We start from the raw sequence: 13,925 nt of genomic DNA on the forward strand, positions 1-13,925 counted from the left end.
ATTAATTAAAGTGAGATTAATCCTTCGATTTCGGCAGCCTGCTCATAGAGATCGATAATCTGATCTGCATTTTTCATCATAGCCTGGATAGTCGTACTCACGTATTTTCCTCCAGAACTCGCTTTTGTAGAAATTTCATGCGTTGGAAATAGCGCCGCAATCTCATTTTCCTTTCCATTAGGAACTATAAACTTAAACATATAAAGCTGAGGAAACTCGCCACTTGCTTCTAATTTTTCTTTGAAGTTCTCTTTATCGAATTTCTTTTTGTCCATAGCTGGGTGTGATTAGCGATTTACATTCCGAATATAAACAAAGAACCCATGCTGTTAGGCATGGGTTCCGAATCTAGAGCTAGATTCTATTAAAAGAATTTATATCTATAGTCCTTAACGCCCGCCAAATCCTGCAGAGCCATCATGACTGAATATGTTGTTCTCTGAGATGCATTTTGAGTCAATTGACCTTGATATACTGAATAGTCGCCTATTTCAGCTGCTGGAGTCAATGCGTTCAATTTACCTACGATTACACCTACGTCTTCACGAATAGGTTGTGTAAGCTGGCCTTGCTGCACTCCGAAGATAGCGCCGATCGCTCGTGGAGCGAAACCAACACCTGGAATTACATTAGCGCTAAGCTTCAAATCAGGAATCTCGTTAAGAGATGCTTCGTTTGGATAAACAGCTTTCATATCTTCTAAAGAAGCCTTACCAGCTAATTTAGATTTGATCATTTCAGCTTTTTTCTCATTTCTAACTTGAGCTTCTATTTGCTCTTTTACATCTGCCAATTTCACATCTCCCTCGTCTCTCTTGCTCACTAGGGTAGCTACAACGTAGGCATTGTCCAATTCAAATACAGTAGAAACCTCACCTGTAGAAGTCTCATCTGCAAATGCCCAGCGAATTACTTCTCTAGCATTTTGAAGGTTATTGATATTTCTAGCGTTGGCATCTACATTGTTTGCTTGTAGAATTCTATAATTTTCAGCTGTTGCGTTTTCAGTAAACTCATTCTTATTTCCTGCATTTGCAGCAAATGAATCAGCTTTTCTGAATGCCTCATTTCTAGTAGCATCACTAGCCACCAATTCCAATTCTAAAGTAGCCACTTTAGTGTAAGTGGTTTTAGGCATTTCAGTCACTTTGATGATGTGATAGCCGTATTCAGTTTCTACTACGCTTGAAAGGATACCTGTAGATTTTGCAGCATAAACAGCAGTAGCAAATTCAGCTACGAAGTCCTCTTTTGCAAACCAACCTAGATCTCCACCTGTTTGAGCAGTTCCATCTTGGCCATATTGTCTAGCTGCGATTTCAAAGTTTCCGTCAGCTTTTACCTCTGCAAGTACAGTTTCAGCCTGAGCCTTTACCACTGCTTTGGAAGCATCGTCCATGCCTTCAGTGCTGAAAAGAATATGTGAAGCTCTCAATCTTGGCGTTCCTTCGTATTGATCAGAAATCTTATAAGAAACGTAAGTAGAGTTAGCTGTAATGAAAGGACCGTAAGTTTGTCCTGCCTCGATGTCTGACACATTGCTGGTCAAATTAGCTGGAAGTTCATCACCTGCTCTGATTGTCATAAAAGGAGCTTGTCCTTCAGAATTTCTCAATACAAAAAGAGAATCATTCTCTGCAGCTCTAAGCTCGTTGGTCAATTCATTGATATGAGAAATAACCTCAGCTGAATCTACGCCACTTGGCTGAATGCTAAAACCTACATATTCGATGCTAGCAGCATTTCCAGATTTGAATTTGCTTTTATTCTTAGTCAAATATGCTTGCATTTCGCTTTCTGAAACGGTTACATCCGCGTCAGCTACTGCATAGAAAGGAACAAAGAGGATAGAAGCATCTGCGATGGTATTCGCTGCTTTGTATTCTTCTTTAGCTTCAGCCTGGGTAGCAAACTCAGAAGTCGCTAGCATATTGTCATATTTGATTCTCAGTCTAGAGTCTGCAAAAAGACGCTCTTGCTGATTCCAATATGCCTGCTGAGCCGGATCTGCAGTCTCAAGAGACTGTAAGAAAGTAACCAGCTGACTTTTGTCAAACTGACCTGTCTGAGGATTCACCAGTTGCTGACGTAATTCTGGAACGATGTTTTTGCCCTGAACCATATCAACTAATTCCGCATCGGAAATCGTCAAACCTAATTTCTCATATTCTTCTTTGAACACACGCTCCACAATCATTGACTGCCAAGCCTGCTCTCTGATAGAATACATTTCTACTTCGGAAGGAACTCTACCTGTTCTCTGCTGATTCGCTACTTTGAATTCTTCAACACGGGCGATGTACTCCTCGTAGGTGATATCTTCACCTGCGATCTCGCCTACGATATTTTGACTGGAACTGAGTAAGGTGGAATTTGGACTTAATAAATCACCTCCTAGGAGGAATAAAATTAATCCGCCGGCAATTACACCGATCAATAGACCTGTCCTTTGTCTAATTTGTTTAATTAACGCCATTATTGTACTACGCTTTTTTAGAGTGTCGCAAAATAATAGCATTACTAACGAAATTCAAAATATATTCTGAATCAAACGCTTAACTAGAAAATTCCGGAGGTGTTGATTTTGACCCGAACGGTCTCAATTCTATGCTCTTGTTTGGTCACTACAGTAAAAGTATAGGACTCAAAAGTAATCGATTCTCCTTTCTTTGGAAGATTCTCCGTTAGCGAAAGAATCAACCCAGATAGGGTCTCAAAGTCTCCAATGGGCAATTCCCAGTCATATTTATCATTGAGGTAATCAATTTCGTGACGCGCACTGAGCAAATATTCCTGTTCAGAAATTTTCTGTTCGATCAAATCATCACTGTCGTATTCGTCCTCGATTTCACCAAAAATCTCTTCAATAATATCTTCCATAGAAACTATCCCTGAGGTGCCTCCAAACTCATCTACTACCAAAGCGAGACTTTTTCTCTCCTGAATAAATTGAATCAACAATTCATTGGCCAAGGCAGATTCCGGTGCAATAATGATCGGAGTGAGGATTTCTTCGATGGTTTTAGGCTTCTTAAAGAGCTCTAATTGGTGGCAATAGCCTATGACATCATCGATAGATTCCCGATAAACAATCACCTTGGAATGTCCACTTTCTTCAAATACTTTTTTCAGTTCCTCCATTTCATCATCTACTTCCACAGAGACGATATCTGTCCTCGGCACCATGCATTCGCGCACTCGGACGGTTTTGAATTCTACCGCATTGTCAAAAATCTTGGTGTCAATTTCCACATGACCATCCTCTTTCCCCTTGTGAATGTGATTTTGGACAAAGCTATTTAGGTCAGTCACCGTGAAGACTGGCTTGTCCTCACTATATTCTAAACGGAGTATTTTGGTGATGAAAAATCTCGAAAGTGCCACAACGGCCCAAACTACAGGAAAGAAAAACACATAAATAATCCAAAAAGGCAGCGAGAAGAAATTCAACATGCTGTTTGGATTCAGCATAAAGAGGCTCTTGGGCAAGAATTCAGCAGTGACCAAAACCACAATTGTAGAAATTATGGTCTGTAACACCAGCACAATTGCATCATTAGCGTAGCCAAATGAATCTTGTAGCCACATCTTCAACGGGTCTTCCATAAGGAAAGCCATAAAAATACCGTATAGCACCAGCGAAATGGTATTTCCCAAAAGTGTGGTACCGATAAATTGGCCAGGTCGCTTTACGAAGACACTTAGTATTCTTCCTGTTAGATCTCCTTGCTTGTTCTGCAGCTCGATCTGTAGCTTATTAGCAGATATAAATGCAATCTCCATCCCTGAAAAAAAGGCTGAAAACACAAGCGTGATGATCACATAAATCAACTCATAACTTACTTCCATGCTTAACGTTTTTTGCCAGATTTGGCCTTTTTCTTAGGTGTGGGTGGTTCTTCGGGTTTTTGCATTTTGCGGTACTGGAACCAAAATAACAAGGCTACAGCAAACATAAAAATCGCGTAGGAAGCTTCCACTCCCTGAGTGACCGTTTGGTGAATCCCTACGATCATCAATGCAAGTGAAAGGGATAGTAATAATGCGTCAACTAATTTCATTCTGAATTTTTGTGGAGCAGAGAATTGCTAAGTTCCAATTCTGTTTTACCAAGAGGTTTGTACTTTATCAGCTTCATTTATAATCCTTCTCCAGTCACTAAAATACGGCTATCTCTAGGGTTTTTGAGTGTGTAATTAGTGAAAGTTTCATCAGCCTCTAGTCCTGTGCCATTGAAAAGACTCTCACCATCTTGTACCGTTACAAATTTCTCTGTATAAATTCTTTTATTAGGCTCCCAAAAAAGCTCTTCTGATTGTAATCTTTGGTCCTTGATAAGATTATGAACTTGTACATTTCCTTCCCCTCTCCAAACATTATCCTTCTTAGAAAAAAATCCTCGATCTGCTCTAAGCGTAGTGCTCAGCTCCCCATCTTTCTCAAAAACTTCAATTTCTATTCCTTCAGGAAATTCTTGATTACCATTGGCGAATTCAAGTTGCTTAGGAGCTCTCATCTCAAATCTCACAATTGCCGAATCACTTTGAATCAAATGCACATTGAGCGCTAGGTTCATAGGCCCATCGTACACTTCAAGTACGGATGCGTCTACATCTTCCCTGCAGGAACTAGTCAATGCTAAGAGGCTAAGTAGTACGAATGAAAGTAAACTATTCTTCACGGCTCAAAGATACTTGAAAATTGTTTCATGCTTACAAACGAAAAAAGGCAGCCCGAAGACTGCCTTTTATATCAGTAATTTAATTAATCTCTAGTAGCCAGAGTTACAGTTTCTCCAACCCAGCAACCTGTGCTAAGGCTTTGACCCACTTGCATTCCTTCAGCAAACACTTCCTCTTTAGAAGGGAACTGAGCTCTTGCTTGCGCCATACCGCTGGAATTTCCTGCTCTCTGGTAAGCATTGTATGCTGCAATGAATATCGCTCTATCCTTGATCACACTTACTCCTGCTTTACAATCATTAAACGAGTTCATGTACATACCCGCAATCATGTTATAAACATCAGCCGTGATAGAAGAATCTAGGTTTGCAGCTTCTTTAGCAGCTGATCTAGCAGCTGATTTCTTTCCTTGTTTCGCATAAATTTTAGAAAGCTCCATCTGAGATTCTGCTTTCTGAGAGCTATTCTCTGCAAGGCTCAATGCTTGAGTCCACATTTGCTCTGCCTTTGCAGCATTATCTTCCTGCATATATCTCATGGCAATCACCTGAGAAGTAGAGAAAGAAGGCTCTTTAGCATGCTTCATTTCCAATGCTTGTAAGAATGCCTTAGAAGAGAAACACTTGTATTGTACAGAGTACTTGAAGATTTGATCTGCTAGTGACTCGTTAGTAGGGTCAGCAGCCAATTTTGGTCCCATCTTATTTTCGATGAAATCACAATCGATCAATTCCATTGCAATTAATAATTGCTCAAGATTACTTTTTGCGCTAGATACGTCATCACCTTCAGCAGCTGCTTTATCAAGAATAGCTTGAAGTTTATCATGAATTGAAAGAATCTCTTCACCTGTATAGGCTTCATGATATGCATAATTTCTATAAACTAAATTAAAATATGCAGCTACTAAGTTAGAACTAAGTGTTCCATTTAGTTCCATAGATTTTTCGAAATCAGCAATTGGCTCTTTCAACTTATCTTGATCGTCCTTGTAATAAGTATACCCGTAATAAGCCTTATTTTCTATCCAATTTTTCTCATTGTTATATAATTCACCTCGTTTTTCATACAAGACGATAACTGAATCCTGATAGATTCTTGTTTGAGCCTCATCTGTGGTAGCTTTTGAAGCCGCATCATAGATTTTTGTTCCATTGATATACAGAGACTCATTCAGCTCAGGCACATTTACAAGCAACCAATGAAGAGGTTTAGTAGCCTCTACATATTGTTCAGATTGCATATAGTCAGTGTAAGCAGCATTTAGCTCTCTGGCTTTAGCTTCTTTAGCTGGATCGGTTGGAAAATTCCATCCGTCCTGAGCTTGTACCATTCCGGCAAGAAGCAGGGCGCTTAGCCCTAGGATTGTAGATTTAATGTTCATTTTCATAATGGTTTAATTCGGCACAATTTAATCTTCATGTCTAAATTCAAGTTTTCAAACTCGCATTTAACCATTTTGATCGTATGGTTTGGTTAATTTTTTTATTCAAATACTCGTTTGTAAAACCAACTATTATCATTCAGTGACAACCCTAAGGTGAAGTTTACATAGTTTTCTCGAATGAGGCCTTTGTTAGTGGTTCCTCGTTGTCCGACTTTCACTGCGAAGTTCACTAATGAAAGTTGATTTACAGGAAGTGAAGTTCCAAAGTTAATGCCAAGGTCATTTATATTTGTCTTGTTCAGGTAGTATGGCGTCTGCTGATACTCCAAACCGACGCGATAAGTACCTCGCTTTAGACCGTTGTCAATAGCGAGAAAATCAGGTATAATCTGGAATCCCAATCCTATCTTGATAGCTTCCTTCAATTGCAAGGGATCATCTAGAAGAGATCTATACTTTTTGAAGTCTTGATATTGACCCTCCAATCCGATCACAAACTTGTTGTTTTTTTCATAAGAAACGCCGAATCCGTAGCGATTAGGGATATAAATGCTCCCTGGTTCATCATTAGCAATCAGGTCGCCATCCGAATCCGGATCGCTAGCTTGGCCATATGATGCGAGTTTGGCAAAAGCTTTTCCATTAACGTCTCCTAAATGCTGATAAATGGCACCTAAATGTAGCTTACTCTTTTCATTCAATGGAAGGAAGTAATATGCACCTGCTTTGATGCCCACATCGCTAACTGTTAATCTTTCATAATATTCTGTAGTGATACCAACTGGGCTTCCTTCATCATCATAAAGTGACAGTTGGTCTGTGCGGATCGTGGATCCAAAGATGTAAGAACCCTGCACGCCTAAGCTCAGATTTTTAGCTACGATCATACCATAACTCAGGTAAGCTTCAGAGATTCCTCCATCACCTTCGATAGAATTTAATGCATTTATCTCTGTATTGCTCACTGGACTTTCTATAAGCAAGCGGTAGTTCACACTCGTGATTTGATTCAATCCCAAGCCGAGTGTCGCTTTGTTTACTTTCACCGGAAGTGAAAATGCGATATAGGATAATCCTCCTCCATCCACATTTGACTTATCAGTACCATTGTCAGCAGCGATTTTTTTATAATTCATCGCAGCTTCAAAATTAAAAATCGTGTTCTTAGTAGAAAGGGCTGGATTGACCACATTTGGATTCCAAGCGGAACCGAAACTTATGCCAAGCCCCCCCATGGCTTGATTACTGGTAAGACCAGAATAATTAAATTCTCCGATACCTAGAGCACTATAAGTAGAAGCACTCGACTGTGCCTGAGCTTCTGTAAATAAGAAAAGGGTGCATAGTACACCCAGCAATTGCAATTTGATATTACTCAACATTGTGGTTTAGAATAGAATTCAATCCGTAAAGGACCAAATTTGGGACTACAAATATGAGGTCTTTTGCCAATGAATCAAAAGATTGGGCATCTCCGCCACTAACAAAGACCTCGATTTCTGGAAATTTTTTGGTGTATGCTTCAATTTGCCCTCGCAATTCGAGCTCAATTCCATACCAAACACCGATCTGCATACAGGTGATCGTATTGTTGCCAATCAGTTCAGTAGGTTTTACTTTTAGATCAACTAGCGGCAATCTTGCCGTTTGCTCATGCATGGCCTTTGCCCGCATCCCAAGTCCAGGACTAATTGCCCCGCCTAGGTAACAATTACTACCATCGATCAAGTCAAAAGTAATACAAGTTCCCAAGTCTATCGCGAGAACTGGTCCTTTTCCCCGAACAGCCCAAGCGCCGATCGCTCCAGCAATACGATCCAAACCCAAAGTAGCTGGAGTTCCGTACCCATTAATAATAGGTAATCTCGTGTCAGGACTGAGGTAGATAAATGGAAACGGTAAAATATTCTGTAATTCTGACTGACTCCATTTCACTGAACTCACCAGACATTGATCGAAAGAACTTGAATTCCAAGAATTTAGAGCATTTTCAATCTCCTCAAATACGTCTTCCACAAGCAGCTCATCTCCTTCAAAAAGAGCGGACTTGATTCGAGTATTCCCAATATCTATGATCAGATTTGTCATCCAGCTTAATTAATCTTTCGCAAAATAGTCATTCACAAAAAAGAGGTAGTTCTATCCTTGTTAAATTATCTTTGTCTTAGTCTCCACTTAACATACTTTAACCCATGAGCCCTACAAATTATACGATGATCGGATTGATGTCTGGCACCTCTGGAGATGGGCTAGACATTGCGTATTGCAGCTATGACCTTCAAAATCAGTGGTCTTACGAAATATTGGATGCAATTACGATCCCCTTTCCCAAGGAGCTAGGGCAAAAGCTCCTGCAAAGCCATAATCTTTCTGCGCTGGAATTGGCACTGCTGGACGTAGATTTTGGCAAGTGGATGGGTGAAAAAGTCAAAGAATACTGCAGCGAAAAGCAAATCAAACCCATGGCTATCTGCTCTCACGGCCATACCGTTTTTCATCAGCCGGCAAAAGGACTTAGCCTTCAGATAGGAAATGGCTGGGCCTTGCATCAGAGTTCTGGGCAAAAAGTAATCAATGATTTCAGAATGCAGGATGTGCAATTAGGTGGGCAGGGAGCCCCTTTAGTGCCTATTGGAGATAAATTCCTATTTCCTACGATCGATTTTTGCATCAATCTAGGTGGGATAGCAAATATCAGTATGGAAGATGAAGGACAGCGTATCGCTTTTGACACTTGCCCTTTTAACCTACTTCTAAATGCTCAAGCTAATGTGCTCGGGGCAGAATACGATAAAAATGGCTCTTGGGCCAAAGAAGGGGATTTTAATCAAAATTTATTCGAAGATCTAAATGCGCTGCCTTATTACTTGAAATCAGATGCAAAATCTCTGGGTCGAGAAGATTTAGAAAATGACTTCATGCCGCTGTTGATCTCCAGTGGTCTTTCTGAAAAAGACATTTTGAGAACTCTGGTAGAGCATTATGCTTTTCAAATCGCCAAAGTGATTAAACAATTCCAAGGCAATGAATCACCTGCTGTGTTGATCACTGGAGGGGGGGCCTACAATGCTTTTTTTATAACCTGCCTGGACAAGCAACTGAATGCCAAGTGGAATCACATGGAGGCTTCCTCAGAATTGATTGAATTTAAAGAGGCGCTAGTTTTTGGGTTTTTGGGTGTGTTGCGTCTACGAAATGAAAACAATTGCCTGGCATCCGTGACAGGAGCAGCTTCTGACTCATCTGGGGGAGTAATTTTTGGCTAACCGCCCGTCAGACTTCATGCAGGAAGAGAGGTTTATTTTCCTATTTTTGCCCAGCTATAAACCCAAATTACATGCAAGAATTACTTAAAAAATTCGAGAACAAGAAACCCGAAATTACTTTTGAATGGAGTGACAGCGAGTCAGAAGCAGAAGGCTGGGTAGTGATAAATTCTCTCAGAGGTGGAGCCGCAGGAGGTGGCACCCGCATGAGAAAAGGATTGGATAAGCGGGAAGTCGAATCTCTAGCTAAAACCATGGAAGTGAAGTTTACCGTCTCAGGCCCTGCCATTGGTGGTGCAAAGTCAGGAATCAACTTTGATCCAAACGATCCCCGCAAAGACGAAGTACTAAGACGCTGGTACAAAGCAGTAATGCCTTTATTAAAAAATTACTATGGAACAGGCGGAGATCTTAACGTGGACGAAATCCATGAAGTAATTCCTATCACAGAGTCCTATGGTCTTTGGCACCCACAAGAGGGAGTAGTAAATGGGCATTTTCATGCAACAGAACCTGAAAAGATTCGGAAAATAGGTCAATTAAGACAAGGTGTTTCCAAAGTCCTTGAGGATCCACATTTCACTCCAAATGGCCCTAAAAAATATACTGTAGCAGATATGATTACAGGGTTTGGGGTAGCGGAAGCGGTTAGGCATTATTATCAAATCTGGGGTGGAGACATCAAAGGAAAGCGAGCCATTATTCAAGGATGGGGAAATGTAGGAGCTGCAGCAGCTTGCTTCCTCGCGGTAGAAGGCGTAAAAATAGTAGGCATCATCGACCGAGACGGAGGAGTGATCAATGAAGCAGGTTATTCTATAGATGAGGTGCGTGAGCTTTTCCTTAATAGAAATGGTAACAAGCTGGTGGCCGACAATCAGCTTTCGTTCGATGAGATTAATCAGAAAATATGGGATCTGAAAAGTGAAATTTTCATTCCAGCAGCTTCTTCTAGGTTAATTACACAGGATCAAGCTGAAAAAATGGTCAATTCCGGATTAGAAGTAATTTCCTGTGGCGCCAATGTGCCATTTGCTGATCCTGAGATTTTCTTTGGCCCAACCGGCGTTTGGACTGACCAGCGAGTTTCAGTGATTCCTGATTTCATCGCAAATTGCGGAATGGCTCGTGTATTTGCTTATTTGATGAGTGACAACGCGGAGGTCACCGATATGGCGATATTTACAGATGTAAGTGAAACTATTGAGAAAGCTCTGAAAAATGTTCATTCCAGGAATTCAGAAAAAGTTAAACTAGCTGAAACTTCCTTTAATATAGCCCTAGCACAACTCGTGTAAAACTATTCTTTGCCATTGAACTGTTGGAGTTAATTTTTGATTAATTCCAACAGGATGGCAAGTTTTGATTGTGCTGTATCAGGCAAAAGCTGTAGTTTAGCAGAAGCCAGTATTGAAGCGCAGCAATCAAATATTTGCTTAAATTAACTGAAAAGAACACCCAGCATACCCTATTAGCCTAATGAAGAATTTTATCTTAAGTTTCTCCATACTTTTCGGAATATTATTTTTTGGTGGGCTAGAGATGCAATCTGCCTTTGCCGAAAATACTGATACTGAGAATGTCTACCTCGCACAGGCAGATCACGGGAATGCGGATCAAGCTACCCTACATGGTGAATCTCTAGCAGAAACTGGAGAAGAAGACCACCATACTGCACCTATTTGGTTGGTTATCCCATTTGTAGCCTTGCTACTTATGATTGCCACAGGTCCTTTATTTTATGAGCATTTTTGGCATAAAAACTACCCGAAAATCGCGATTGGATTCGCTTTGCTGGTCGTTTTCTATTATTTATTTGTGCTAGGGAATGTCCATGCACCCGTCCATGCTATGGCGGAATACATTCAGTTCATAGCACTACTCGCCTCCTTATACATTGCGTCGGGAGGCATTCTGATTGAGATAGATAAAAAAGCAACACCATTTGCCAACGTATCCTTATTAATTATTGGCGCATTGATCGCAAATCTGATAGGAACTACCGGGGCATCTATGCTTTTGATCAGACCATTTATTAGACTGAACAAAGGAAATATTCAAGCTTACCATATCATATTCTTCATCTTCATGGTGAGTAATATTGGTGGTTCGTTGACACCAATCGGTGACCCTCCGCTATTCTTGGGTTTCTTGAAAGGAATTCCATTCTTCTGGACACTAGAGCATAACTGGCCAGCATGGATATTTGCTTTGATTGCGCTTGCTGTTGCTTTCTACTTTATTGACAAAAAATTTGGCAGGGCAAATGATGACTCTGAACTAGAGGAGACTACTTATTCCAACAAGCTTTCCTTAATTGGAATGAAGAACTTTGGTTGGTTATTTATTATTATTTGCTCGGTATTCCTTGATCCAAATGTGATAGAAGGTGTACCGGCAATAGTGTATGACGGGCAAAAATTCTCTTATATCCGAGAGATCATTATGCTTTCAGTAGCCTTCCTGTCTTACCGCTTTGCTGACCAAAGAGCCATCAAAGGCAATGAATTCAACTTCGAACCCATCCGTGAGGTAGCATTTATCTTCGTAGGAATATTTGGTACTATGATGCCGGCCTTAGAGCTAGTAGGCGACTTTGCAAAATCTCCTGATGGCGCTGCAATGATCACTCACAACACGCTTTATTGGGGCACAGGTATCTTATCCGGATTCCTAGACAATGCTCCAACTTACCTAAACTTCCTTGCCGCAGCCATGGCTTCCAAAGGTGCTTCCATTGGTAACATCGAAGAGGTTCGTCAGTTCGCTGCCGATGGGTATCATGACTCTGCTTTTGAATTGATGGCCATATCAATCGCCTCAGTATTCTTCGGAGCGATGACTTACATCGGAAATGGACCAAATTTCATGGTGAAGTCTATAGCGGAACAAAATGGTATCAAAATGCCATCTTTCTTTGGCTACATCATCCGATTCTCTCTGCCAATCTTATTACCACTATTAATCCTTGTGTGGCTGGTATTCTTTGCTTTCGTTGAGGTTTAAACTTCAGCAAATCTGAAATAGGATTCCAAATGATCATTGAATAAACCAGTTGTCTGCATACGTGCATAGACTTGGATATATTCCCTTTTCATTTATGAACGCATCTCCATGCTAGGATTAGAATCGGTGGTTTAAATTATTGTTTGGTTATCTAATCAATATCCTTAACTCTAAAGCAAAACTCGTAAATTAGGTTCATCTGAAAATGAATGAATTACTTGAGTTATGAAAGCTGGTACAAACTTTTCCCTGATTCTTTTACTTTTCCTATTGATTTCCTGCAACAGCGAGGAAGACTACCTACCAAAAGGAAGTCAACTGCTATTAAATCCTAATTTATCCTTGTACCCAGATAACGTGTTGCCTTGGGCTCCGACGATCCCCAATGAGATTCAATATGGGGTAAGTCGGGAAGTTTTCCTGACTGGAAATCGATCCCTCTTTATTGAAAATAAAGAAAGATCCACTGCCAATTCAGCCACTTGGACACAAACTTACACAGGACCCATGCCAACTCCGGGAAGCACTGTGGAGCTCGTGGCTTTTGTGAAAGGAGAAGATGTCATAGATTTGACCCTAGGAGGTAGAGTTTCCATTTTTATGAAGGTCTTTACTAATGACACTAGCGAAAGTAGAAATACATCCGCCACAAATGAAGAGCTTTTTCAAGGTGATTTTGATTGGTTCAAGTTGAAGGCAACTTTAGAAAATTTTCCGAAAGATGCGGAAAGCATCCAGGTCAGTTTATTTGTACCCGATTTGACTTTGGGGAAAGTTTATTTTGATGAGATTAATCTTTTTGCCAAGTGAATTCCTTGATTCAGAAGTAGGCTAATTTTCCATATTCAATTTTTTAGACATAAAATTTCCAAAATACTGAAGTGGACTGTAGACAGTAGAGTACTATATTTTCACTTCTTTATACCTAAAACAATCTACCAAATGATCATTGAATAGACCAGTAGCCTGCATGTGTGCATAGACTGTTGTACTTCCCAGAAATTTGAATCCACGTTTCTTCAAGTCTTTCGCAAGCAAGTCAGATTCTTTGGTGGTGGCTTGAGCCTCGCTCATGGAGGATAGGCGATTTTGAATTGGCTTTCCTCCAACAAATCCCCAGATATACTTGGAGAAAGAGCCAAACTCCTGCTGTACTTCCATAAAGCATTTGGCATTATTGATAGCCGCTCGGATCTTCAACACGTTTCTGACAATGCTCGGATCTTGCAGTAACTCCTGCACATAACTCTCAGGAAATTCCGCAACAACTTTGTAGTCAAAGTCTGCAAAAGCTTTGCGATAGCCTTCTCTCTTCTTCAAAATCGTAGCCCAACTCAAGCCAGCCTGAGCAGATTCTAAGATCAAAAATTCGAAATGAACCCGATCATCCCATACTGGAACGCCCCATTCAGTATCGTGGTACGCAACGTATTCTTCGAAACCAAGACACCAAGAGCAGCGCGGCTTTTGATCAGAAACTTGAAAGGTCTTTTTCATTTGTATCGATTTAGATGAATAAAATTAATCAAGAATTGGGATAAGGAAGCAGAGTGCATTACTTTCTCAATTCAATAAGAATACAAC

13 protein-coding genes are annotated in these 13,925 nt (G+C 40.5%); 4 read left to right on the forward strand and 9 right to left on the reverse strand.

The genetic code is table 11. The features are described 5' to 3' along the window. Positions 1–5: 5 nt before the first annotated feature. The 8 genes from BM291_RS00940 to BM291_RS00975 all read right to left on the reverse strand — a co-directional run bounded on the left by BM291_RS00940 (position 6) and on the right by BM291_RS00975 (position 8,157). Positions 6–275 carry a DUF493 family protein gene (locus BM291_RS00940; protein ID WP_092894298.1) on the reverse strand — a complete coding sequence of 90 codons (270 nt, stop codon included), beginning with the start codon at positions 273–275 and terminating at the stop codon, positions 6–8. An 89-nt stretch (positions 276–364) separates the two neighbouring features. Continuing rightward, on the reverse strand, positions 365–2,476 hold the full coding sequence (locus BM291_RS00945; protein WP_092894299.1) for a peptidylprolyl isomerase: 2,112 nt from the start codon (positions 2,474–2,476) through the stop codon (positions 365–367). An 83-nt stretch (positions 2,477–2,559) separates the two neighbouring features. After that, a complete protein-coding gene (locus BM291_RS00950) occupies positions 2,560–3,849 on the reverse strand; it encodes a hemolysin family protein (RefSeq protein ID WP_092894300.1) in 1,290 nt (429 codons plus the stop codon). A gap of 2 nt (positions 3,850–3,851) precedes the next feature. After that, positions 3,852–4,061, reverse strand: coding sequence for a hypothetical protein (locus BM291_RS00955; protein WP_092894301.1), 210 nt, complete (start codon positions 4,059–4,061; stop codon positions 3,852–3,854). Between the two features lie 77 nt (positions 4,062–4,138). Beyond that, positions 4,139–4,681 carry an LPS export ABC transporter periplasmic protein LptC gene (gene lptC, locus BM291_RS00960; protein ID WP_092894302.1) on the reverse strand — a complete coding sequence of 181 codons (543 nt, stop codon included), beginning with the start codon at positions 4,679–4,681 and terminating at the stop codon, positions 4,139–4,141. Positions 4,682–4,764: 83 nt separating this feature from the next. Further along, positions 4,765–6,066 carry a hypothetical protein gene (locus BM291_RS00965; protein ID WP_092894562.1) on the reverse strand — a complete coding sequence of 434 codons (1,302 nt, stop codon included), beginning with the start codon at positions 6,064–6,066 and terminating at the stop codon, positions 4,765–4,767. Positions 6,067–6,167: 101 nt separating this feature from the next. Next, a complete protein-coding gene (locus BM291_RS00970) occupies positions 6,168–7,451 on the reverse strand; it encodes a BamG family beta-barrel-assembly machinery protein (RefSeq protein WP_092894303.1) in 1,284 nt (427 codons plus the stop codon). Then, the gene (locus tag BM291_RS00975) at positions 7,441–8,157 is read right to left on the reverse strand and encodes a type III pantothenate kinase (protein WP_092894304.1); all 717 of its coding nucleotides are present in this window, start codon (positions 8,155–8,157) and stop codon (positions 7,441–7,443) included. Before BM291_RS00975 ends, BM291_RS00970 begins: the two co-directional genes overlap by 11 nt. 104 nt (positions 8,158–8,261) lie before the next feature. Between BM291_RS00975 and BM291_RS00980 the strand changes: the two genes are divergently transcribed. The 4 genes from BM291_RS00980 (at position 8,262) to BM291_RS00995 (ending at position 13,151) form a co-directional block, all read left to right on the forward strand. Then, positions 8,262–9,335 carry an anhydro-N-acetylmuramic acid kinase gene (locus BM291_RS00980; RefSeq protein ID WP_092894305.1) on the forward strand — a complete coding sequence of 358 codons (1,074 nt, stop codon included), beginning with the start codon at positions 8,262–8,264 and terminating at the stop codon, positions 9,333–9,335. Between the two features lie 71 nt (positions 9,336–9,406). Next, entirely contained in the window at positions 9,407–10,633 is a 1,227-nt protein-coding gene (locus BM291_RS00985; protein ID WP_092894306.1) for a Glu/Leu/Phe/Val dehydrogenase dimerization domain-containing protein, read from the forward strand. 181 nt (positions 10,634–10,814) lie between these two features. Beyond that, positions 10,815–12,341 carry a sodium:proton antiporter gene (locus BM291_RS00990; protein ID WP_092894307.1) on the forward strand — a complete coding sequence of 509 codons (1,527 nt, stop codon included), beginning with the start codon at positions 10,815–10,817 and terminating at the stop codon, positions 12,339–12,341. Positions 12,342–12,566: 225 nt separating this feature from the next. Further along, complete coding sequence (locus BM291_RS00995; RefSeq protein ID WP_092894308.1) at positions 12,567–13,151, forward strand: hypothetical protein; 585 nt, start codon at positions 12,567–12,569, stop codon at positions 13,149–13,151. A 93-nt stretch (positions 13,152–13,244) separates the two neighbouring features. Here BM291_RS00995 and BM291_RS01000 read toward each other — a convergent pair whose 3' ends face one another. Beyond that, positions 13,245–13,838 carry a DNA-3-methyladenine glycosylase I gene (locus BM291_RS01000; RefSeq protein WP_092894309.1) on the reverse strand — a complete coding sequence of 198 codons (594 nt, stop codon included), beginning with the start codon at positions 13,836–13,838 and terminating at the stop codon, positions 13,245–13,247. Positions 13,839–13,925 lie beyond the last annotated feature (87 nt).

The organism is Algoriphagus aquimarinus (assembly GCF_900112005.1).
Taxonomy (GTDB): Bacteria; Bacteroidota; Bacteroidia; order Cytophagales; family Cyclobacteriaceae; genus Algoriphagus; species Algoriphagus aquimarinus.

Excerpts from the sequence above, each read along its gene's own strand:
- BM291_RS00940 (WP_092894298.1), bottom strand. The coding sequence starts at position 275 with ATGGACAAAAAGAAATTCGATAAAGAGAACTTCAAAGAAAAATTAGAA.
- BM291_RS00945 (WP_092894299.1), bottom strand. The coding sequence starts at position 2,476 with ATGGCGTTAATTAAACAAATTAGACAAAGGACAGGTCTATTGATCGGT.
- BM291_RS00950 (WP_092894300.1), bottom strand. The coding sequence starts at position 3,849 with ATGGAAGTAAGTTATGAGTTGATTTATGTGATCATCACGCTTGTGTTT.
- BM291_RS00955 (WP_092894301.1), bottom strand. The coding sequence starts at position 4,061 with ATGAAATTAGTTGACGCATTATTACTATCCCTTTCACTTGCATTGATG.
- BM291_RS00965 (WP_092894562.1), bottom strand. The coding sequence starts at position 6,066 with ATGAACATTAAATCTACAATCCTAGGGCTAAGCGCCCTGCTTCTTGCC.
- BM291_RS00970 (WP_092894303.1), bottom strand. The coding sequence starts at position 7,451 with ATGTTGAGTAATATCAAATTGCAATTGCTGGGTGTACTATGCACCCTT.
- BM291_RS00975 (WP_092894304.1), bottom strand. The coding sequence starts at position 8,157 with ATGACAAATCTGATCATAGATATTGGGAATACTCGAATCAAGTCCGCT.
- BM291_RS00980 (WP_092894305.1), top strand. The coding sequence starts at position 8,262 with ATGAGCCCTACAAATTATACGATGATCGGATTGATGTCTGGCACCTCT.
- BM291_RS00985 (WP_092894306.1), top strand. The coding sequence starts at position 9,407 with ATGCAAGAATTACTTAAAAAATTCGAGAACAAGAAACCCGAAATTACT.
- BM291_RS00990 (WP_092894307.1), top strand. The coding sequence starts at position 10,815 with ATGAAGAATTTTATCTTAAGTTTCTCCATACTTTTCGGAATATTATTT.
- BM291_RS00995 (WP_092894308.1), top strand. The coding sequence starts at position 12,567 with ATGAAAGCTGGTACAAACTTTTCCCTGATTCTTTTACTTTTCCTATTG.
- BM291_RS01000 (WP_092894309.1), bottom strand. The coding sequence starts at position 13,838 with ATGAAAAAGACCTTTCAAGTTTCTGATCAAAAGCCGCGCTGCTCTTGG.